Origin of the sequence: Shewanella donghaensis (assembly GCF_007567505.1) — a bacterium.
Taxonomy (GTDB): Bacteria; Pseudomonadota; Gammaproteobacteria; order Enterobacterales; family Shewanellaceae; genus Shewanella; species Shewanella donghaensis.
In genome coordinates this window covers 4,669,125-4,691,331 of record NZ_CP041783.1, presented here as the reverse complement: position 1 = coordinate 4,691,331, position 22,207 = coordinate 4,669,125, and the positions used below count along the sequence as shown (strand labels likewise).

Here is a 22,207-nt window from a genome sequence, read left to right as displayed (position 1 = left end):
TAACATTACACTAAATTAACATTATACTAAATTAATAATATTTCGAGCTGTAGAAATATTGGCTTCTGTTTGTTTATAAAGCAAATCACAAATACCATCTGTAGGAGCAAAGCCTGTTGGTGTATTTAATAATATATGCCTAATTGTCTCATGGTCAAAAGCATGGCAAGCAGAATCCAAACGTTCAAGTATTTTAGAATATTCCTCCCAAGTGAGACAAAGCTCATTCGCTGTCATGATTCTTTCATGCTCTGTACCGGTAACATCATCACCGATCAACAACTCTTCATACAGTTTCTCACCAGGACGCAATCCCGTAAATTCAATACCTATATCACCATCAGGATTAAACTCGTCACGTACTTCATAACCACTCAATCGAATCATTTTACTGGCTAAATCTACTATTTTAACCGATTTCCCCATGTCTAAAACAAACACATCACCGCCTTTCCCCATAGCACCAGCTTGAATCACAAGTTGTGAAGCTTCAGGAATAGTCATGAAGAAACGTGTTATTTCTCGATGAGTAACTGTTACAGGTCCGCCACTTGCTATTTGCTTTCTAAAAAGCGGGACTACTGAGCCAGAAGAACCAAGTACATTGCCAAATCGAACCATACAAAAACGTGTATTATTCCTTTCCTTAGCAAAGGCTTGTAAAACAAGTTCAGCCATTCTTTTAGTTGTGCCCATAACATTTGTAGGGCGAACAGCTTTATCTGTTGAGACTAAAACAAATGTTTCTACTTTAGCTGAAATTGCAGCCCTTGCAGTGTACAGAGTACCAAATACATTATTCCGAATACCTTCTACGACATTACTCTCAACTAAAGGTACATGTTTATATGCCGCGGCATGGTAGACAGTTTGAACCCCGAAAGACTCCATAATCGCTTGAACACGATTCTCTCGTTGAACCGACCCTATTAAAGGTAAAATTGAAACATCTAAACTTAGCTCTTTGGCTGTTGCACTTAACTCTCTTTCAATGGCATATAATGAAAACTCAGACACCTCAAAAAGAATGAGCTTTTTAGGTGTTTGCTTTAAGATTTGTCTACAAAGTTCAGATCCTATCGACCCACCAGCACCAGTCACCATAACAACTTTGTTTTTAATGTTCGCAACTAATAGATCTTGATGTGGAGAAACTGAATCTCGGCCTAAGAGGTCTTCGATTTCTACTTCTTTAATATCACTAAACAGTTTATCTCCGCTAACCAAATCAGCCATTGCCGGTATGGTCAACACTTGCGTTGATAGAGACTCCAAACCATTAAGTATTTCTCTGCGTTGCGAGCGACTAGCACTTGGCATAGCCAACAACACTTTGGTTGCTGATTTTTGTTTAATTAACTTCCGAATGATAGAAGGAGAATGAACATGCACCCCTTGAATAACAGTGCCGTGTAATGTTTTATCATCATCTACAAAAGCAAATGGATAATATTCATGACTTAGTACTAAAGATGTAAGCAACTGCCGCCCACTAACGCCGGCACCATAAATAATGACGGGTTCACCAACTCGTTTAATGCCGGTACCGACAAGAGAGCGAACTAAAGCACGAGAGCCACCAATTAACACTAATGAAAATGCAATATAAATGACTGGAACAGTTCTAGGAATATCAACAGAAAATGAAAATGAGACAATGATGAGGGCAAGTGTAGACACCAACATTCCAGAGATAATAGCCACAAGAGCTTGCAGCCCCATGTATCTTAAAATAGCGCGATAAAGGCCTAACTTAGTAAATACAAATAAGCTAATGGGTATTGCAAGTAAGATAACACCCCATAAAGAGCTATCTGTAATGACAGAAAAATTTTCCAAGCGAACAAACATTGCAGACCAAAAAGCAAAAATTAAAAATATTGAGTCAACTAATAGGCTCACCATTCTTTTTTGCCCACGAGGTAACAAAAATAGCTTATGCAAAAAATCCATTTTTCGCTCCTTAAAATTTATAAAAAACATAGACGACCAATTAACTATGTGACTTTAATGATTACAGTTTAAAACAAATAAATTTTTTGAAAATTAATCTGAACCAAAGAGATCCCGAGTATAGACTTTATCTTCGACATCGCGTATTTCATCAACCATACGATTAGAAACGATGACATCGCAGGTTTGTTTAAACTCAACCAGTGACTTAATAACTTTAGAATGAAAAAACTCTTCTTCATTTAATACTGGCTCGTAAACGACAACTTCAATACCTTTGGCTTTTAATCTTTTCATAATGCCTTGCACTGAAGACGCTCGAAAGTTATCAGAACCAGACTTCATAATTAATCGGTATATCCCTACTCGTTGAGGGTTACGCTTAAGAATAGAATCTGCGATGAAATCTTTCCGTGTTGTATTAGACTCAACAATTGCACTAATAATATTATTAGGAACATCAGCATAATTAGCACGTAACTGCTTGGTGTCTTTAGGTAAACAGTACCCACCATATCCAAATGAAGGGTTATTATAATGTGAACCAATACGAGGGTCTAAGCCTACTCCCTCAATAATCTGGCGCGCGTTCAAATTGTGAGTTTGAGCGTAAGTATCTAACTCATTAAAATAAGCGACGCGTAACGCAAGGTAAGTATTTGAGAATAATTTAACCGCTTCAGCTTCAGTAGAATCAGTAAATAATATTTCTATATTCTTTTTAACTGCGCCTTGGGCCAATAAATTAGCAAAGACTTCAGCGCGTTCTGAACGTTCCCCAACAATAATACGAGATGGATGAAGATTATCGTATAGTGCACGGCCTTCTCGTAAAAATTCTGGTGAAAACATTAAGTTATCACAGCCAAGTTCTTCCTTAATACGATCGGTATAACCCACTGGGACAGTAGATTTGATAACCATAACCGCTTCTGGATTGATAGCTAAAACATCTTTTATCACTGACTCAACTGAAGATGTATTAAAGTTGTTCGTATCGGCATCATAATCTGTCGGAGTCGCAATAATGATATAATCAGCATCTTTGTAAGCTGACTTATAATCCATTGTAGCAACTAAATCTAAATCTTTATTGGTAAGAAAGTCTTCAATTTCATTATCTACAATCGGTGAAATTCTTTGATTAATCTGATCAATTTTTTCAGCAACGATATCAACCGCAACGACTTTATTATACTGCGACAGTAAAACAGCATTAGACAGACCTACGTACCCAGTACCCACAACAGCAATTTTCATATTTCACTCTTAAATAAATTCAATTTAAACTTGTTCAGTCACATATTTTAATGAGAATTATAGAGAAGCTTCTTTTAATACATCTCTAACAACTGAACACATTTTATCGATCTCGGCAGACTTTAATGTCGGATGAACAAGGAACATTAAACTTGTTTCCCCTAGCTTAACTGCATTAGCTAATCTTACTTTCGGGCGCCATGGGGTATTATCAAACGCTTTTTCTAAATACACTTCAGAACAGCTTCCTTGAAATGCTGGCACACCTTGCTCGTTAATTTTATTAACAATAAGGTCGCGGCTCCAGCCATCAGCTAAAAACGCTTCATTGATAAAAATATAATGTTTATATTCCGCATGTTCTAACTGTGGATCTAATTCTACCAACCTAACAAGTGGGATATTAGACAAAGCTGAATCAAGTGCCAATCCATTTTGACGACGCTTAGACGACCACTCAGCCATTTGTGTGAGTTGGTAACGTCCAATGGCGGACTGCATTTCAGTCATTCTCCAGTTGGTACCAAATGATTCATGTAACCAACGAAAACCTGGTGGGTGCTGCTTATTATAGATGGCATCGTAACTCTTACCATGATCTTTGTAAGACCACATTGCCGACCACAACGCCTTATCGTTGGTTGTGACCATCCCACCCTCACCTCCAGTGCTCATGATCTTATCCTGACAAAAAGACCAGGCACCAATGTGACCTATGCTACCCACGGGTTGGCCTTTATAGCTTGCACCATGTGCTTGAGCACAATCCTCAATCACATAAAACCCATGTTGCTTAGACAGCGCCATAATACTATCCATATCAGCAGGCATTCCAGCTAAATGCACAACGATAACCGCTTTAGTTTCAGGCGTAAGCACTGCACTAATCGATTCAGCAGTAATATTTTGACTATTAAGATCAACATCTGCAAATATAGGAGATGCACCCGCTGTGACAATAGACGATGCCGACGCTAGGAATGTACGAGGCGTAGTAATAACATCGTCACCAGCACCAATACCAAGTGCTTTGAGGGCTAAATCTAACGCTAATGTCCCATTGCTTAATGCAACCGCATATTTGGTACCAGCAAATTCAGCAAACTCTTGTTCAAACTTGCGTCCTTCTTGACCTGTCCAATAATTAACTTTGTTAGATAGTAATACATCATGAACAATTTTAGCTTCGTTTTCAGAAAAACAAGGCCATGGAGAAAATGGGGTATTGAGCACAAAAACCTCTATTTAGAAATAACACTTTTGGCCGGAGAGCCAACAACGGTGTCATTTGCAATAATATTACGTATAACTGTAGAACCTGCGCCTATAATAACATGGCTACCGATATGGATCTGCTGAATTACTGAAGCGCCCATTCCAACCCATGAACAGCGTTCAATCGTCACTTGACCAGCAAGTCTAGCGCCTGGGCTAATATGCACACCGTTTGAAATGTCACAGTCATGATCAATAGAACACGCTGTATTGCAAATAACAGCATGACCAACACGAGCAAATGAACCAACAACCGCATTCGCCATAATGACGGTTCCAGTTCCAATATTACTGTACTGGCTTATCACTGCAGTTGGATGTATTAACGTGATAGCCTTTCCACCTGCACGCAATAGACACTCTTGCTTTTGCCATCTCACTTTATTATTGCCAATAGCGATAATAAAGCCGTCAAAATCCGATACTGATGTGATTAAATCATCGCCATTGCCACTAATGGGCCAATGTTCAACTGTCGATATACTTGGCCAAGCATCATCGAAAAAAGAGATATCCCAAAGACCTGTTAACTCAGCAATCTCGGCAATTACTTTTCCATGACCACTAGCACCTAAAATGGCGAGTTTTTTCACTTTACCTTTGTTCCTTTGAAACGCTCAATCGTTACGTGACCTTCAGCTGAAACACCTTCTTTAATGAACACTTTTTTAATCGTCATAACCAGTATTTTAAAATCGAGTAAAAAGGATGCGTTATCAACATACCAAACGTCAAGATCAAATTTGTCTTCCCAGCTTATGGCATTCCGGCCATTCACTTGAGCCCAGCCAGTAATACCAGGCCTTACATTGTGTCGCTTCGCTTGAGTATCATTATAAAGCGGTAAATATTCCACTAATAAAGGCCTCGGCCCCACCAGACTCATATCACCCTTTAACACATTCCATAATCCCGGTAATTCATCGATACTTGATGAGCGTAACTTTTCACCAAATGGCGTTAAACGTTCATCATCAGGCAAGCTATTCCCTTCGGAATCACACGCATCGCGCATGCTTCTAAATTTGAACATTTTAAATACTTTTCCATCTTTACCAGGTCGGTTTTGTGAAAATAATACTGGAGAGCCTAAATTCGACTTAACTTTAAAATAAACGATTACAATGATTGGCGAGAACACAATCAGCGCGATTAACGACAGTATAAAATCGACACTACGTTTTATCATTAACAGCCCCTAATAAAGCACTTTCAATACGTGTGGCCATAATATCTCTAGAATAGACATTTTGAGCCAAATAACTGCACTTAAGTTTTGCCTGTTCAACCGTTTCGCTATTATTTAAAAAATCTGATATTTGATTAGCAGACTGTTGATGCTGACGAGGGTCTAAAACTAAACCACAATGATGTTCATTAATAAATTCACTTTGCCAACCACCATAATTAATCGCCACTGGTGTAGAAGAAGCAAGCGCATCAAACAATTTATTAGCCGAGTTGTGCCACATCGCTTCAACATCGCCAAACAGAGACATCGACAAATCAGCTGCTGATAATAAAGATACGATTTCAGTTTTAGGCACAGGATCTAAAAAATACAAATTATCATCTAAAACACCAGCATCTTTCGCTTTCTGAATAATCGATGTTTTTTCCATACCGTCGCCAATCGCGACAAAACAGATATTCTGATTCGTTGTTTTCATTGCTAAAGCGAGATCAACTAAATAACCCACATTATTTATCAATCCAAAAGTACCTGTATAAACAACGAGTTTTCTGCCATTAAGGAAAGGAAGGCTTTTTTGAATATATTGAATACCAACATCAGCATCAACGTTAAATAATTCGACATCGCAGCTGTTAGTCGCCAGCACCACATTTTCAGGGTTAATACCGTGGCGGGTAACACCATCGCACATCCCAGGAGATAGACCGACTATCTTCGTTGAATTGCGATAGGTATATTTTTCAAGCCATTGAGCCATTTTAATAATAACAGGATTTTTTATCGCGCCAACAGCAATAGGCAGTTCAGGCCATAAGTCTCTGACTTCAAAAACCATCGGTGTTTTTTTAATTTTTGAATAAAATAAGCCAGGAATTGCAATGGTCAGTGGCGTACTCGTCGCAAATACAACATCAGCTTTTACACTCAGTGCTTTTATTGTTGATAAAGCAGAGAATTGTAAGAATTTGAAAATACGTTTTACAAAAGAGTCTCGGTTAGAGTAAGACAAATGCAACACATTAAGTTTTATGCCTTCAATCTCGATGTCATTCCAACCAGTAGTGAAATCGTACTCTTCAGACAAATATGCAGAAGAAGTCACAAAGGTCACTTCGTTACCTTGATTAACTAATCTTTTTGCCATCTCATACGAACGTGTTCCAGCATTGGAATTAGGCGTTGCGAAATACTGATGTAGATACAAAACTTTCAAAATACAACCTTAAATAAAAGACTTAATACATTTTATGGGAAACTACATTGGTTAGTGGTTGGCCTTGATGACCTGCTTGTAAGCACTCATCATAATATCAATACATGCAGTTTCTGAAAAAGACAATTTTACACTTTTTCTGCCCTCTTCACCTAATTCATACCGTGCTTTAGGGTTAACTATTAAGCTTTCAAGTGCTTTATGAGCGGCAACCGGATCATTTTTTGGAACAATCAAGCCTGTTACCCCGTCAGAAACCACTTCTAAAAAGCCTTCAGCGTCAGAAACGACAACAGGTACCCCACAAGCAGAAGCTTCTAACACAGCGACCCCGAAACTCTCAGAGCGACTTAAAGCAGCATAAACATCAAATTTGTTAAGCACTTCTGGTACTTTTTTATTATCAATGAAACCGCCAAAAATCACTTTATCAGCTACGCCATGCATTTCAGCTAATTGTTGTAATGATTCTAGCTCTATACCTTCGCCATAGATCTGTAATTCCGCCTTAAGCACAGGGTCTTTTTTTACTAGCATACTGAAAGCTTCTATCAATACATCAATACCATAAACCGCTTTCAATGACTTTACCGTGCCGACAATCACTTTATCTGATGCGGAGCGATTTTTCAGAGCATTAGCGTTAGGAGAAAACAAATCAACATCGACACCAAAAGGCGTTTTAAAAACGGGAACATTAGGTGCAAATGAATGCTTTATCAACTCTTGTTTCATACATTCACTGGTTGAAAATATCGCATTAGCACTAGAAAGAATTTTCTTTAAAACCCAAAAATGAAACTTGCTACGCTTAGGGAACAGAAAGATATCGCTACCCCAAAGTGAAATAATATTAGGGTATCGTCCTGTCGATAAGACAGAAAGTAAGCCGTAACCCGTTGCGTAATGTGCATTAACTAGATCTGGAGAAATCTTCTTAAGTAAGCAGCGTAACTTTACGACATTGGAAAAATAACCAAACGGTGCCTTAAAGGATAAAATGTGCATATGGACAGCGGAATTAAAATTCTGTGTCATTGGGTGCAAAGAAATAACATGCACTTCAACACCTTGCAATGCAAGACCGTTAGCCCATTTGACAGTATGTACATTATTGGCGGCTGATAATAAAGCGACTTTCATCTTAAGTATGGTTACCTTGGATCTAAAACTGCAAATAGATTTGTTAATTTATTATTTAGCAAACCTTAAACGATCAATGACCTTTTTAAACGCTGTTAAATTGCGGTTTAAATAGAGCGCAATGGATGCTTTTAAATTGCCTGAGTTAACAAGCTTAAAAAACGAGTAAAGCGAAAACGGCTCACTTGCCATTCTAATGCGCATCACTTCTAAAGAGTTTTTATGCTTAGCTGACATCAATTTATCATGCTTAGTAATGAACATATTTAATGCTGCGAGGCGTTTAGTAGGAAAATTACTAATACGAGCCTGCTCATGTGACGTATGCCAAACGTAGCTTGCTTGTTTAATCTTAATCCCTGCACCAAATTTTTCTACCAGTCGAACCCAAGTGTCATAATCTTGAAATGCTGGAAATGACTCATCAAAGCCACCAATAGCTTTTAACCGAGACGTTAAAGTAAACACTTGATTTCCGACTTTATTATAATGCAACAAACTATCAAGCTTGATCACACCACAATCTAAGACTCGTTCAATTTTATTGCTGCCAGAATCTTCAATGAGGCACGCAGCAACAAATGAGTATTGTGCATCAAAACCTTTAAGTAACCCAGCAACATGATGTGGCAAAAATTCATCATCATCATCAAGACCGGTAATGTACTCACCCTGTGCAATTGATAATGCATAGTTTCTAGCCGCACACGCACCTTTAGCTTGCTCATGCTTTAAATAAATAATATTCGTATTATGTTGTATATATCCTTGAACAACCTCATAGGTATCATCCAAAGATCCATCATCGACGATAATAATCTCAATCTGTTGATGTGTTTGTCTTAAGACAGACTCTAAAGCACGAATCAGTAGATCTGAACGATTATGTGTGGGTATGTAAACACTGACTAGCGACATAAAAAAACCTAAAATAATTAAACTGGGTATTGATAACTTAAATTGAAGCTGAGTTCGGTAAAGAAAGCGGTTTTATCGTGTTGGCTGTTATCGATTCGGTTTTTAATTTTTTAAGAATAATAAAATAAAAAGTAATCAAAAAGAAAATTTTCATATAAGCCACACCAAAAAAAACGACCTCACCTTTATACTGAAAAACAAAAGACATAAAGACAAAGGTAAGAAAGAATATCCCGCTGTATTTCATCACGTCTCTCACTTGAGTATATGCCTCAAAAGATATCAAGATAAAAGCGCAATACATGAAGAAACTGATTATTCCGCCAAAAAATAACATAAACCTCATATAGCCAGAATCAGTATGCATATAGTGTGTTCCATAAGTCGTCACATACTGACCAGAACCAAGAAGGGTTTCTTGTATCGGAGGAATAAAATACATTTTATCTAAAGCGGTTAGAGAGTTGACTTCGAAAGATCCTGACTCCATGTAATTCCAGACGAACCGAAATACATATCGAGAATATAAGAAAGCAATTTCCATCAAAAATTCATTACTCATAATATAGAGCCCTACAGCCGTCACAATCGCTAAAAATATAACCAATTGCTTTAAACTACTACTGAATAGGGTTTTTAATGACATGGAGAATAGGTAAAAAACAAAACCGATAACAAAACCTAACACAGCAGTTCGCCCCGCAGAAAGCGCGGCAAGAACACAAAAAATGAATATGGTAAAAGTAAACAGTGAACTTAAATTTTCTTTATAAACAGCCACCCAATAATGTAATAAAAAAATCAGGAACCCCATGGTAATAGCTAAACCAAACGCAACGGAACCTGATATACCTAAGCCCCGCACATTATTATAGGTTGCCATTCTCTCCATTTGACTATCCGTTCTAATAAGCGATTGGATTACGTCACGAATTTCAGGTGAGATAAGCATGATAAGAATAAAGAATGTCTGAAGAAATAGAATGTGCACCATCAAATCTATGATGTTTTTTCTGCTGCCCCATACATAAACCAAACAAGAGAGCGCCGCAGCACCTAGCAAAGAAAAGATATTGTTAGCCATCGTGCGTAAAATCACATAATCATATTCATTATGCAGCGTCGTAGTGATAAACGAGACTAAAAAAAGCGACACTAAAAGGGATAAGGATAATAATAAAAAACGATTACGTAAAAGGCCGGTGAGTAGATTCACCGCCTCTTGAGAACATAAAAGTAGAATTAACGTGATGACAAGTGCGATATAAGCTGAGTTACCAAATATCGGGATCGGAAAAGCAAAAACAAAGAAAAATGCCAACAAAACTAGTGAAAACCACCTAGCTTTGTTGGCCATGATATTAACAATATTGATTAGCATTTTTCTTGAACTTGTTCCCACATAGTTTTCGATAATGCTTTAAATTTCTCACGAACTTGAACTTGCTCTTCACCTTTAGATAAGTCTTTTGCTAAAAGAAAGGCCGACTTCAATTCTGATGAGGTTATTTCAGGCTTAATCAAACACTCAGTTTGTAAATATTCTTCATATAAACGCTCGTATTTATGACTCCAGCTAGTTCCTAAACAAGGTACGCCCTGGGACAATGCACTCACACAGCCATGAAAACGAGAACAAATCACACCATGACTAGCACCGATAATGCCTTTCACTTTTAATGGGTCTGTTTCGTGGATCATTTCTAGATTGCCACCGCAAGCTTCATTCACTTGCGTACAAATTGCACCGTCACCAGCACCTTCATGGTTAAGCAGAACAGGCTGCAGATCAAGCTCTTTGATCATTGCTACTGCATCCTGTAAAACACGTAAATAATTTGCCATCCATGCAGACTGATTGTTACGGCTACCCACCATATTGCTATTAGGAATAATTAATACCTTTTTAGCACCATCAATAAAGTATTCAGGTAAAACACCTGTCACGATATTGGTGAAATCAGGGAACTGGAATAAATTAGAGGTATCACCAATCACATCTTTAACGTGTTTTAGGCTGCTTTCTTCGCGAGCACAAATCAAATCAGCTTTAGGTAAAGCTTCAACAAGATATTTAGCATCTTTTTCACGAGTAAAAGGACCAAGCGCTTGAGGAAGAAAAATGTAATTCTGTCCATTTGCTTTAGAGCGATTAATCTCACCTGCTAACGCTTTAATGGTTAAACTTCCCCATTGATCGCCATAAGCAAAGCCAGATGCATCAAACACATGAGTGATATCAGCTTCGGTGATTATTCCCCACTTATGCTTTAGCCATTGCCTAAACTTCACCGGCAGTTTGTAACTTAAAAAATTAGCATCGATAATGTTTTTACGAATTGATAATTTCTGGTAAGCACCTAATTTTGCTCGTTCTTTGTAAGGCGAGTTAGGGTTAGCAGCCATGACAAGTTCAGCATCAGGCCAGCGTTGTTCAATTTGCTGAATAACAGCATGTACCATAAGTTCAGCGCCTTTATTGACGAACTGAGACCCCTTAATTTCGATCATCATCTACTTAACTTCCTTAACTAACAAACTACTGTTTTTCTTTTGTGAAAATGGAATACCACCATCAGGATCAGCAAAGCCAACAGCCATTAACATGACAACGCGTTGGTGATAAGCTAAACCCAGTTTTTTCATCAGCATTTTTTCACGTAATTCAATATCAGGCCAATTGATAGAGCACGTTGACAAACCTAACGTCTCGCATGCCAACATTAATTGCATACTGGCTAAAGCACCATCAATATATATAATATGTCTATCACGCTCAGCAGGATATGCGTCAAGATTACCGACAATCGCAATCATACAAGGTAAGTTATCCGCGAAACCGACGGTACCCATGGCACAATTAGCAATATCAGTGGCCTTATCAGTATCACTTATCACATGGAACTCAAAAGGCTGACGGTTACAGGCTGAAGGCGCAAGTGTGGCTGCATCTACAGCCTTATTGATTAAAGATATATCAACGGCCTTATCTTGAAACCACCTAACCGACCTGCGCCTTTTGAACAAAGTGAGTAACTCATCATAGTCAACCGGGCAGGCTGGCAAATCAGCATGTGGATAAGGAATACTTCCAGATTCAGAGTTTAAGCATACTGCTTCAAATCGTTTTTTTGCTTCATCAATGACCTGATCCTGCCCAACAATAGAAAAATACTTTTGTAACACATCAGAAGCCCATTTCTTTTCGTCAGCGCAAAGATCAACACTTGCGATTGCCATGCAATAACAATCAACCGTTTCACTAATATATCCGCCAGCAAAGATGTCGCGTCTAGGGCGCATAATTAGCCCTTTTTCTATACGGTGTATATTACGTCGTAACAAAATAGAAGATTCTGTTATTTGTTTCAGCGAATCTTCGTAAGCTAAACGACCTTGTAAAACCGCTTTGTGCTCACGATAAAACTGTTGGCTAAAAAAGGCATAATAAACCGATGCTAAAAAGCCATTACGTGAAAATAACTGTATCAAAATGACATCAAATTGTTCGTAGGTCGACTTTATTTGCCCTAATAAATTACGAGGAAGGAGTTTTTTTATCACTTGTTTCATATTTTTCTCTTAACAAGGTAAGGCCAATAGCGATAGCCTAAGGTAAAAGGTAGACATAAAGAACGGGACATAACCATCGCTATTTCTCGGGTTTTAGGACTGATTAAAAATGCAACATATGATGCAATAAAATAAGAAAAAACCGTCGCTATAGCTGCGCCTTTGCCACCATATAGAGGAATTAGCCAAAAGTTTAACAGTACGTTGATTACAGCACCTAGGCCATGGCTTAATAATGAAAACTGCAACAAATGTTCGCTAAGCAACCACTTACTAACTAAAGCTCTCATAAATATGAATAAACCAGCCCAAATATGTAACTGTAATATAACAACCGAGCCTAAATATTGCTCACCAAACAAAATAGTAACGACGGGTTCAGCGATAAATGATATCAAGATTGCCAGTATTAACGCAGTCACTAATAACAAATCTGAAATTTGTTGTAGCTTTTGCTTATAAAACTGCGCTTTACCCTGTTTTCTTGCCGATAATAATGCAGGAAATAGGCTTATCACTACGGCATCAGCAAAAAAGTACCACACTTCAGACAATCTAGCGGCTACGGCATACTCACCGACGGCTGCTGAACCGATAAAGTGTTCAAGCATCACTTGATCCACTTTTAAATAAACAACCGCCGCAATGCCTGATAGAATCAGCCAATAAGATTGCTTTAGCAAGCTCTGTCCATAACTGAAATTAAAATATCTAAAGCGTATTGGTGAAGAGTAATAGTAATAAATACCGATAAAACCAACACCTAAAGCCACTACTTCTAAAGCAAAAATTAACACAATGCTTAACAGTGACGCACTATATACGACTGCGATTAATTTTATTAACGCAAAACTGACAATCACCCCCATTCTCATACGGGCAACTTTTTTGGCAGCCACTTTAGCTTGAAACCAAAACTCTAAAACATTAAAAGCGTAAAAAAGATTGGCACACGCTAACAACACCAAACCGACTTTGGCAGTTGTGCCTTCAACTCCAATTTCAAAATAGGCTAAAGACGCACAAATGACCATGCCACAAAAAGCCCCCATAAAACGGAAGGCTGTCGCTGTAGCAATAATTTCACTTTCTTTATCAGGTGTGTTAATTAGCTCACGGGTCACAATGGCATTCAAGCCAAGAGCTGCCAGCGGAGCGACCAAGGCGACCAAAGCCAGTAAATAACTTAACTGACCGAAGCCTTCTGGCCCTAAGCTTCTGGCTAGCGCTAGACTCACCAATAGATTGGCTGACATGGAAATCACTTTCTCAGACAACATCCAAGACGTATTTGCAACGATTTTTTTAACCCATGGTGACATTAGTTATGTTTACACCAAAAAAAACGTAACACAACAACACCTGTGGCTAATAACCCACCTAAAAGGGTAATAGCGATACAAATAAAAGCGCGTTTGGGTTTAATTTTTTCTTCTGGTGCAATTGCTGGATCAATTGTTTTAAATACATATTCATCGCGCACTTCAGCAAACATAATTGTTTTCATTTGCTCTTCAATAAGCTGATATAAAATAGTCCGAATTCCAGCAACGTCAGTTGCAGCAATTTGCTGTTGTAAAAAGTCTCTACTTCTTTCAGCTTCTTCAACATCTCTTTTTTTCATTTCTGCATTTATGTCGACAATTAATAGTTCGACCCATGACTTAGCCACAGTGGGAGATATATGCTCAACAGCAACACGTATTAAGCCGCTATCTTTATCCAGATGAATAGAAATAATATTATTAAAGACTTTATGAGCTTCTTGAGTCGAAGGTTGGGGAAGTCTTGGTAGATCGACATCACGAACCCACTTATTAGTCGCAGCATCAAAAATATCCTCATCGAAGATCAAAGAATTAGAATTTGGGTTCCATTCTTTCACTGCCATTAACTCTGGAAGAATATCATGCTTATTGATAAAATTTTCTACAAATTGACGTGATTTTAAGACGGACATGGCTAACTGAGTATTATCAATAGTGCTTCCACCACCCAGGTTCAAGCCAGCCATACTTGCAATGCCGCCAAACTGAGAAGCTAAGCCTCCAAGTCCTCCCTGCTGCTCCGGACTTGCTGGAGCTAGTAAGGCTTCAGATCTATAAATATTTGGTAAACTGATAGCGACAAAGACAGAAGCAATAGCAAATAATCCTGTAATGACAATAATTTTAATTTTCTGAGACCAAATTGCATTAAATAGTTCTTTTAAATCAACATCATTTTGGCTTTTTTCTGGGGGAATGAAATCTGCTAAATTTTCATTATTAAGTCTATTTGAGTTTGTCATCAATAAGTACACTAAATTTTCAGGCGAAAAAAATTGAAACTAAACGAACAAATTTATATTTTGTTCAATTATAGAGACGGCTTAATAAAAATGTAATTTTACTACAAACTATAATTGTAATGATAGAGTCAATGTCATTATTTTAGGTTGAAAGCTGTGTTGTTAAAAGCATTGATATAATACTTTACAAAAACGTTTAACCTGACCGAAGTCCAATTTTAGCAGAGATAATAGAGCAGAAAAAATGATATGCAGTTTTAGCATCTTTTTTGACTTACTTTCACGAAAGCTTTTAGGCCACATTGATCTATCTAATTTTAGAGTATGGGCATCATAAAGCGAAATTTCTTCGATAAATCGTTCAGTAGATATTGTTAATTTACTCGTCTGATTTTCAGAATGTCTACGGTAACTGTAATGAGGTTCTGAAATGCCAATGAAGACCCCACCATTAAGCATCGCTCTAGAGTAAAAATCTAAGTCTGCTACCATTTTTAAATGCTTCTTAAAGGGTAAGTGTCGTATTTTATTTACTTGATAACAGAGTGTGGGACAAAATAAATAGTTTACAGCCAGAATTGAAGCAAGCCCGTCATCACCTTTGAGGATAATTTCATCAGTATTAGGTTGATAATAACCTTTAACTCTATCGGCCATAGTTAAGCATGGTAATCCATTTTCATCTATGGTTTTTACACCAGTAAAGTATGCTGTCGCATTTGGACTATGACTATGAAGTTTGATTATATTTTCAATATAATTCGGTAAAAGAAGGTCATCATCATGTAACAATACTACTAGTTCTGATTCAGCAACTTCTATGCAGTGATTCCAATTACCAGCCATTGACTTATCAAAGTCATTAATTGTATAGGTGATTTTAGAATCGTTTAATGAGGAAACATATTCACGAACTTCTATACAAGGCTCATTAGAACCATCAACTAAAGTTAGAGTCCAATCTTTGCAAGTTTGCGATTGTACACTTTCTACAGCCTGCTTTAGGTATGATAGGTTAGGATGATAAACGGGTATACAAATAGAAATTTTCATCAAAACTATTGTTCTCTGAAAAATGGTAGTAAAAACATAACTACATAGAAATAAAGTTTTTCTTCGATAGGCTTTTGTTTTCCCAATACTTTGTTCACATATTTACATCGCTGTAGTAAATTAACTTCTTTGAGTTTACAAAAAGTTCTAAGACCTTTACCTGATGCTTCTGTTATGTATGTTTTTGGTAATAACTCTAATGCCTTGGCTTGATATATAGAATCAGACAAATGACGTGGATATCGAAGTAATGCTCGGTAAATATGTGAACTAAAAAAGTTCCGTTGTTCATCACTCGATAAAGCACCTATTGAATTTCCCCCATGTTGCCTGTAATCGATCAAGGGCTTGTCAAGATATTCAATGACTCCATAATATTTCGCGACTAATGCAAACCACCAGTCATGTATAACAACGGTTTTGGGAATTGGTGAAGCTAACTCAAGTAAGGCTCTATTAAAGACAAAAGTACAGCCTGTTGCTACATTTTGATGAAGAAAGGATTCGCCAGACTGACTTTGTGGAGCTGGTATGCCTTGATATTTTATAAATGAAGGCGCGATTTCAACGAGGTTTTTATCAACAACCTTAAGGTCTGAATGAATTAGAATAGGAGTATTTGAAGACTGTTCATCTTCAATGTCTACTAACCGTTCAATACAAGTTTTTAATTTATTCGCATGCCATATATCATCTTGATCACTGAAAGCGAAATACTCAGCATCTCCTTTCAAAGCAAATTCACATAGGGCTCCAAAATTGCTCAAATGCCCATGAATTGAACCTTCATTTCTTAAAATGGTAAAATCTTCAGTCTTTAAATTTATTTTTGTAATTTTTTCAATAGAATTGTCAGTAGATCCATCATCTCGAATGACAAGAGATACTTTCACATCTTTTTGCGAAAAAATGCTTTCTATTTGTTCCTCGATGAAACATCCGCCATTGTATGACGCTAATAACACTTGTACTTTACTATTTAAATTCATCTATGTTTCTTTATAATATTTTGCATTCCACTAACCGAAGATATTTCAAGAATAACGCCAGCTCTACTGCATAATTTTATCGTAAAGTTAAGATTAATGAACAAGTTATCATCGTAACTAACTCGCCAGAAATTACCCCACCTAGCTTTCTCTTGAATAGGGATATTTTTAGTCTCAATTGGGTACTCATATGATAGTTGTTCTAACTGCTCAATGACTTTCTCTGTAAAATATGTTTCAAATTCAACAGAACAATAACCTTTATCAACTAACATTTTTAGATCATTTACAATAATGTTTACAGCATTTTCAAGTTCTGCGATTAACATGAAAAACTACCAATCATTTATCCCCCTCAGGGCTTATAATGAGACTCAACTTCTAGAATAAAGCGTTGAACTTCATCAAAAGGCAAGGCATTAACTCCTGCTGCAGCAGCTCTTCCACCTCCTGAAATGAACTTAGCGCAAATGTCGCCTGCACCTTGCTTATTTGACATTGGGGCTCTTAAAGAAACTGTATAAGTATCTTCGTTTGGATTTTTTGTCAACACAGCATGGGCCTTTTGAGGCGACTCATTAGCTAACATATTACCAAACACTCCACTCACTCTTCGTGACCAAGCTTCATTCGGTAGCTCTATAAGCATTAGACTATCAGAATTGTATTTGGCATTCTCTGATCTTGCTCTCGCTATATCTTTTGAATATGCGCTTTTCAAGACTGAAAAAGGTGAGTTTGTGCTCGATATGACGTCAAATGGCGTTTCAAATTCTATCAAACTTTTATAAAGTTCTGCAGGATGATAATGCAAGTCCTCTACAGTCGCTCCATACCCATTATAATTTATTAACACGCCCAGTTCTTGAAGCTGCTTAGCCTGTTCAGTGCTCAAACCGTGTTGCTCAGATAATGAAAATGCTCTTTCATTAAGGTTATCACCAAAAGCCGCAGCAATTGCCCACTGGTGATATTTCCCTCTTAACATATCGTTTATAATTAATGCGGTACAAGTGTTCGGGTGAGTATCTATTAAGGCAGTGAGCAACGGAGATTCAACGATATTCCCCGCTCTATGGTGGTCAGCATAAAAAACAGAAATATTTTCGTTTAATACCGCTTTAACTGCAGATTCATTTTTTTCATAAGATACATCTAACACATTGACATGAGTTGCTATATTTTTATCAACCTTACAAACCAAAGCTATATCACGTTTAACACCCGTAACTAGCATACTGTTCTTTGGGTTATCTTTTCTTAATTGAAGTAATGAAAAAATTCCATCAGCATCACCATTAAATACGTCAAATATCATTCAAGAGCCTATTTTTTATTTATGTAACCATTGCTAAGAAGATAAGATACGATTTGTTTTGCACAATCCTCTATCGATTGATCAGATGTTTTAACATGAATATCTGCTACTTTGGGGGCTTCATAAACTGAATCAATTCCTGTGAAATGCTTAATTTCACCTGCTCTGGCTTTTTTATATAGGCCTTTAGGGTCTCTACTTTCACAAACTTCAATAGGCGTATCAATAAACACTTCGATGAATTGCCCTTCACAGAGCAAGTTTTTTACTAACTCTCGATCAGCATTAAATGGTGATATAAAAGCGGTCGAAACAATGATGCCTGCATCAACAAATAATTTAGCAACTTCACCAATACGGCGAATATTTTCTACACGTTCGGTATCACTAAAGCCTAAATCACCATTTAAGCCATGGCGAACGTTATCACCATCAAGCACATATGTATGACAAGACTTGTCAAAAAGCATTCTATCGACTGCATTAGCCACTGTCGACTTTCCTGAACCACTCAGTCCTGTATACCAAAGTACAACCGGTTTTTGACTATTTAGAAGCTGCCTATCTGAAGAGCAAACATCGGCTTTATGCCATATAACATCAGATGATTTCGTATCTATATCTGTAACTTCTTCGTAAGGTGTATCTGTCATACCTATCCTTAAATTAGACTAAAAGGGAAATAATAATGGAATGCCGATAATGACAATAACTGCATAAACGATACTTACTGGAGCACCCACTTTGATAAAATCAGTAAGTCGATACTGACCAGCATTGAAAACCATTAAATTGGTTTGATAGCCATACGGACTTATAAAGCTTCCACTAGCCGCAAATGCGACAGTCATAACAAATGGCATAATATCAACTCCAAAGCCTAGTGCAATACTATATGCAATAGGAAACATCAGTGCAGCAGCGGCATTGTTAGTCACTAGCTCAGTGAGTAACCACGTTAATATATAAATACAAACTAATGCTATATAGACATGCCCCATACTAGTAAATCCTGAAACCCACTGCGCAATTGTACTATCAACACCAGCATTAACGAGTGCTTGAGACATTAAAATGGCAGAGGTTACAACTACCCATATGTCAACAGGGAATCGCCTGATGATTTCATTGGTATTCAAGCTTCCAGTGAAGATCAATGCACCTAGCAATGCTAATAAACCAAGGAGCATATCAATAAAACCAAGAGCGCTTAAGCTTACAACGGTAATAAAACCTAATGTAGCCAGCCATGCTCGCATACCACTGATTCGAGTTTCAGGAGCAACCCCACTAAGCAAAATAAAGTTTTTAGTTAAGTTTCTTCTTGTACTGAAATCGTCGCCTATCGCAAGTACTAGAAAGTCTCCTGCTTTGATAGAAACTTCCCCTAACTTACCCGACACTTGCGACCCGTCACGACTAATAGCAACTACCGCAGCATCAAATAAAGCTCGAAAGCCAGATGATTTAAGGTTTTTCCCAACTAACACACTCTCTTCTTTAACAACCACTTCTGTCAGGTTAGTACCCAATAAGCCATTTTTGTCAGCAAACAGTTCTAGTCCTGAGAACTGACTAATTTGCATCACTTTAGTGATATCACCACTAAAAACTAATCGGTCTCCTTCTTGCAAAATTTCAGAAGGGCTAACGGGAGTAATTAACCTCCCCTTTCTAACTACTTCAACTAAAAATAAAGACTCTAAATGGCGAAGGCCATTTACTTCGACTGAACGTCCAATCAATTCAGAGCCAGCTTTAACTTTGGCATCAATAAAGTAACCTTTGTAGGCTAGCTCATTGCTATCAATATCAGGTAACCATCTAGATGAAAAAGCCAAAGTAATCCCACACCCAATAACCAAAGCAATTCCAAGTAAAGTAAACGAGAAAAATGATAGACTTGAGCCAGTTGCGTCAATAAAGAGGCTGTTTACAATGAGGTTGGTAGAAGTACCGATTAAAGTTAAAGTTCCTCCTAAAATTGCTGCATAAGATAGAGGAAGCAACAATTTACTAGCACTATGATGTGGATTATTCCGAATAGGAGAAATTAAAGTCGCGACAACGGCTGTATTATTCAAAAATGCGGAACATAAGGCTGTAATACCAAATAAACGTAGCCAAGTAGACTGATAAGAATTAACCATAACTTTGGCTGCAATAATGCGTAAAAAACGCGTTTTTTCTAGCGCAAAAGAGCAAAGAATCAATAATATTAAAGTCACTAAACCAGGATTAACCATACTCGTTAAAAGCTGCTCTTTACTGACAAGCCCTAACATTGTTAATGCAAGTAAAGCGCTACCTAAAACTGCTGCAGGCTTTCGTTGAAAGCGAATTAACCCTGCAATGGTTATAATGAAAATAAATACAGTTGTGTAAATCTCAATTGGCATAATTTTTAGTTAACCAGACAGTAATATTAAATCCGAAATATACAGTGACTTTTTATAAAGAAAAGTCGCTTAAAGTAAATCATCAGATTACTAAAAGCGACTTTAAACATCATAGAGGTATTTAGAATATGAGACTTTTCTCATACAATAATTTAGCCTCTTGAAATATCCTTCGAATTCCAATGAGGAAAGTGTTTACGAACTAAAGCATTCATTTCTAATTCAAATTCTGAATAGCTATGAGTAGTTTTTTCATTAACACTATCAATTGCAGAACGAATCATTCCCGCACCGACTGTGACATTTGTCAAACGGTCAATAATGATAAATGCACCAGTGGTTCTGTTTGTCTTATAAGCATCAAATTGAACTGGTGAGGTGACTGTAAAGTTGCAATTACCCATTTCATTCAAAGCTAATTTCTGAGCAGCATGTTTTTCTAAGGTATTGACATCAACTTTAAAATTAATCGCATCCGCATAACCGTAAACGGCTTTACTTCCCAGTTTAAAAGCATACTCTCTGTCTAATTGTAGTGGCTCTTCTGCCATCCATACGACATCTGCTTCTAAATGGCTTGACGATGAAGGTTGATCATGAGGTCTGACTAACATATCCCCACGACTAACATCAATCTCATCAATTAAGGTTAAAGTAACAGCCATTCCAGCTGAAGCTTTCTCGATTTCACCTTCAAAAGTTACAATAGACTTAATTTTGCTTTCTTTACCTGAGGGTAATGATACTACGGTATCACCAACTCGAATTTCACCAGAAGCAACCGTTCCACAAAAACCCCTAAAATCTAGATTAGGACGATTTACATATTGAACTTGAAACCTGAATGATGCACTTAGATCATGTGCAACTGAAACTGTGTTTAACAGCTTTAATAAAGTAGAGCCGGGATACCAATTCATGCTCTCGCTTTCATTAACAACGTTATCGCCTTTTAAAGCTGAAATAGGCACAAATCGAACGTCATCAAACGATAATTGTTCTGCAAATTCACGATATTCTTGTTTTATCTTTTGATAAACAGATTGATCGTAATCTACAGCATCCATCTTGTTTATTGCTATTATAACGTGCTTAATACCAAGCTGAGAGCAAATAAAGCTATGTCTACGAGTTTGAACTTGTAAACCATGCCTTGCGTCAATTAAAATTATTGCCAGATCAGAAGTTGAAGCTCCAGTGGCCATATTTCGTGTATATTGCTCATGACCTGGAGTGTCAGCAATGATGAACTTACGTTGCTCGGTAGCAAAATAACGATAGGCAACGTCAATAGTAATACCTTGTTCTCGTTCCGACTGTAAGCCATCAACTAATAATGCTAAATCAAATGCGTTATCAGTTGTATTAAAGCGTTTAGAGTCCTTTTCAATCGCTGCCATTTGATCTTCAAAAATCATTTTACTATCGTAAAGCAATCGACCAATCAACGTTGATTTACCATCATCAACACTGCCACAAGTTAATACTCGTAACATATCTTTGTTTTCATGTACTTTTAAATAAGCTTCAATATCTGATGCAATTAAATTGGCGCTATCGCTCATGTTTCTTCCTCTGCAACTACCCATTTAACACTAGTAGTGTTAAATCGCTTAAATTTTAATAAT

General features: G+C 37.3%; 20 protein-coding genes. All 20 read right to left on the bottom strand.

Annotated features, from left to right (window positions below; genetic code table 11):
• Positions 1–21: 21 nt before the first annotated feature.
• The 20 genes from FPK91_RS20000 to cysN all read right to left on the bottom strand — a co-directional run bounded on the left by FPK91_RS20000 (position 22) and on the right by cysN (position 22,144).
• Positions 22–1,953, bottom strand: a complete 1,932-nt coding sequence (locus FPK91_RS20000; protein ID WP_144213732.1) for a nucleoside-diphosphate sugar epimerase/dehydratase — start codon at positions 1,951–1,953, stop codon at positions 22–24.
• Between the two features lie 93 nt (positions 1,954–2,046).
• Entirely contained in the window at positions 2,047–3,213 is a 1,167-nt protein-coding gene (locus tag FPK91_RS19995; RefSeq protein WP_144213730.1) for a nucleotide sugar dehydrogenase, read from the bottom strand.
• 57 nt (positions 3,214–3,270) lie between these two features.
• On the bottom strand, positions 3,271–4,446 hold the full coding sequence (locus FPK91_RS19990; RefSeq protein ID WP_144213728.1) for a DegT/DnrJ/EryC1/StrS family aminotransferase: 1,176 nt from the start codon (positions 4,444–4,446) through the stop codon (positions 3,271–3,273).
• 8 nt (positions 4,447–4,454) lie between these two features.
• Positions 4,455–5,081 carry an acetyltransferase gene (locus FPK91_RS19985; RefSeq protein WP_144213726.1) on the bottom strand — a complete coding sequence of 209 codons (627 nt, stop codon included), beginning with the start codon at positions 5,079–5,081 and terminating at the stop codon, positions 4,455–4,457.
• Positions 5,078–5,677: a sugar transferase gene (locus FPK91_RS19980; RefSeq protein WP_144213724.1), complete on the bottom strand. Its 600-nt coding sequence runs from the start codon at positions 5,675–5,677 to the stop codon at positions 5,078–5,080. Before FPK91_RS19980 ends, FPK91_RS19985 begins: the two co-directional genes overlap by 4 nt.
• Positions 5,664–6,896 carry a glycosyltransferase family 4 protein gene (locus FPK91_RS19975; RefSeq protein WP_144213722.1) on the bottom strand — a complete coding sequence of 411 codons (1,233 nt, stop codon included), beginning with the start codon at positions 6,894–6,896 and terminating at the stop codon, positions 5,664–5,666. The genes FPK91_RS19980 and FPK91_RS19975 overlap by 14 nt, the downstream gene beginning before the upstream one ends.
• A 51-nt stretch (positions 6,897–6,947) precedes the next feature.
• Positions 6,948–8,039 (bottom strand): glycosyltransferase, encoded by a 1,092-nt coding sequence (locus FPK91_RS19970; RefSeq protein WP_144213720.1) that lies wholly within the window; start codon positions 8,037–8,039, stop codon positions 6,948–6,950.
• Positions 8,040–8,090: 51 nt separating this feature from the next.
• The gene (locus FPK91_RS19965) at positions 8,091–8,957 is read right to left on the bottom strand and encodes a glycosyltransferase (RefSeq protein WP_144213718.1); all 867 of its coding nucleotides are present in this window, start codon (positions 8,955–8,957) and stop codon (positions 8,091–8,093) included.
• A 37-nt stretch (positions 8,958–8,994) separates the two neighbouring features.
• Positions 8,995–10,314, bottom strand: coding sequence for a hypothetical protein (locus tag FPK91_RS19960; RefSeq protein WP_144213716.1), 1,320 nt, complete (start codon positions 10,312–10,314; stop codon positions 8,995–8,997).
• Between the two features lie 17 nt (positions 10,315–10,331).
• Positions 10,332–11,471, bottom strand: a complete 1,140-nt coding sequence (locus tag FPK91_RS19955; RefSeq protein WP_144213714.1) for a polysaccharide pyruvyl transferase family protein — start codon at positions 11,469–11,471, stop codon at positions 10,332–10,334.
• Positions 11,472–12,530, bottom strand: a complete 1,059-nt coding sequence (locus tag FPK91_RS19950) for a nitroreductase family protein (RefSeq protein WP_144213712.1) — start codon at positions 12,528–12,530, stop codon at positions 11,472–11,474.
• Positions 12,527–13,852, bottom strand: coding sequence for a flippase (locus tag FPK91_RS19945; protein ID WP_144213710.1), 1,326 nt, complete (start codon positions 13,850–13,852; stop codon positions 12,527–12,529). Before FPK91_RS19945 ends, FPK91_RS19950 begins: the two co-directional genes overlap by 4 nt.
• Entirely contained in the window at positions 13,852–14,820 is a 969-nt protein-coding gene (locus FPK91_RS19940; RefSeq protein WP_144213708.1) for a Wzz/FepE/Etk N-terminal domain-containing protein, read from the bottom strand. Before FPK91_RS19940 ends, FPK91_RS19945 begins: the two co-directional genes overlap by 1 nt.
• Positions 14,821–14,982: 162 nt before the next feature.
• Complete coding sequence (locus FPK91_RS19935; RefSeq protein ID WP_144213706.1) at positions 14,983–15,873, bottom strand: glycosyltransferase family 2 protein; 891 nt, start codon at positions 15,871–15,873, stop codon at positions 14,983–14,985.
• Between the two features lie 5 nt (positions 15,874–15,878).
• Positions 15,879–16,862, bottom strand: a complete 984-nt coding sequence (locus FPK91_RS19930; RefSeq protein ID WP_144213704.1) for a glycosyltransferase family 2 protein — start codon at positions 16,860–16,862, stop codon at positions 15,879–15,881.
• Positions 16,859–17,191: a hypothetical protein gene (locus tag FPK91_RS19925; RefSeq protein WP_144213702.1), complete on the bottom strand. Its 333-nt coding sequence runs from the start codon at positions 17,189–17,191 to the stop codon at positions 16,859–16,861. The genes FPK91_RS19930 and FPK91_RS19925 overlap by 4 nt, the downstream gene beginning before the upstream one ends.
• Positions 17,192–17,217: 26 nt before the next feature.
• Complete coding sequence (locus FPK91_RS19920; protein WP_144213700.1) at positions 17,218–18,180, bottom strand: DHH family phosphoesterase; 963 nt, start codon at positions 18,178–18,180, stop codon at positions 17,218–17,220.
• An 8-nt stretch (positions 18,181–18,188) separates the two neighbouring features.
• Entirely contained in the window at positions 18,189–18,833 is a 645-nt protein-coding gene (gene cysC, locus FPK91_RS19915; RefSeq protein ID WP_144213699.1) for an adenylyl-sulfate kinase, read from the bottom strand.
• A gap of 18 nt (positions 18,834–18,851) precedes the next feature.
• Entirely contained in the window at positions 18,852–20,579 is a 1,728-nt protein-coding gene (locus FPK91_RS19910) for an SLC13 family permease (protein WP_144213697.1), read from the bottom strand.
• Between the two features lie 152 nt (positions 20,580–20,731).
• The gene (gene cysN / locus FPK91_RS19905) at positions 20,732–22,144 is read right to left on the bottom strand and encodes a sulfate adenylyltransferase subunit CysN (RefSeq protein WP_144213695.1); all 1,413 of its coding nucleotides are present in this window, start codon (positions 22,142–22,144) and stop codon (positions 20,732–20,734) included.
• Positions 22,145–22,207: the final 63 nt, after the last annotated feature.

Excerpts from the sequence above, each read along its gene's own strand:
- cysC (WP_144213699.1), bottom strand. The coding sequence starts at position 18,833 with ATGACAGATACACCTTACGAAGAAGTTACAGATATAGATACGAAATCA.
- FPK91_RS19955 (WP_144213714.1), bottom strand. The coding sequence starts at position 11,471 with ATGATGATCGAAATTAAGGGGTCTCAGTTCGTCAATAAAGGCGCTGAA.
- FPK91_RS19950 (WP_144213712.1), bottom strand. The coding sequence starts at position 12,530 with ATGAAACAAGTGATAAAAAAACTCCTTCCTCGTAATTTATTAGGGCAA.
- FPK91_RS19960 (WP_144213716.1), bottom strand. The coding sequence starts at position 10,314 with ATGGCCAACAAAGCTAGGTGGTTTTCACTAGTTTTGTTGGCATTTTTC.
- FPK91_RS19935 (WP_144213706.1), bottom strand. The coding sequence starts at position 15,873 with ATGAAAATTTCTATTTGTATACCCGTTTATCATCCTAACCTATCATAC.
- FPK91_RS19995 (WP_144213730.1), bottom strand. The coding sequence starts at position 3,213 with ATGAAAATTGCTGTTGTGGGTACTGGGTACGTAGGTCTGTCTAATGCT.
- FPK91_RS19980 (WP_144213724.1), bottom strand. The coding sequence starts at position 5,677 with ATGATAAAACGTAGTGTCGATTTTATACTGTCGTTAATCGCGCTGATT.
- cysN (WP_144213695.1), bottom strand. The coding sequence starts at position 22,144 with ATGAGCGATAGCGCCAATTTAATTGCATCAGATATTGAAGCTTATTTA.
- FPK91_RS20000 (WP_144213732.1), bottom strand. The coding sequence starts at position 1,953 with ATGGATTTTTTGCATAAGCTATTTTTGTTACCTCGTGGGCAAAAAAGA.
- FPK91_RS19930 (WP_144213704.1), bottom strand. The coding sequence starts at position 16,862 with ATGAATTTAAATAGTAAAGTACAAGTGTTATTAGCGTCATACAATGGC.
- FPK91_RS19940 (WP_144213708.1), bottom strand. The coding sequence starts at position 14,820 with ATGACAAACTCAAATAGACTTAATAATGAAAATTTAGCAGATTTCATT.
- FPK91_RS19965 (WP_144213718.1), bottom strand. The coding sequence starts at position 8,957 with ATGTCGCTAGTCAGTGTTTACATACCCACACATAATCGTTCAGATCTA.
- FPK91_RS19925 (WP_144213702.1), bottom strand. The coding sequence starts at position 17,191 with ATGTTAATCGCAGAACTTGAAAATGCTGTAAACATTATTGTAAATGAT.
- FPK91_RS19945 (WP_144213710.1), bottom strand. The coding sequence starts at position 13,852 with ATGTCACCATGGGTTAAAAAAATCGTTGCAAATACGTCTTGGATGTTG.
- FPK91_RS19970 (WP_144213720.1), bottom strand. The coding sequence starts at position 8,039 with ATGAAAGTCGCTTTATTATCAGCCGCCAATAATGTACATACTGTCAAA.
- FPK91_RS19920 (WP_144213700.1), bottom strand. The coding sequence starts at position 18,180 with ATGATATTTGACGTATTTAATGGTGATGCTGATGGAATTTTTTCATTA.
- FPK91_RS19910 (WP_144213697.1), bottom strand. The coding sequence starts at position 20,579 with ATGCCAATTGAGATTTACACAACTGTATTTATTTTCATTATAACCATT.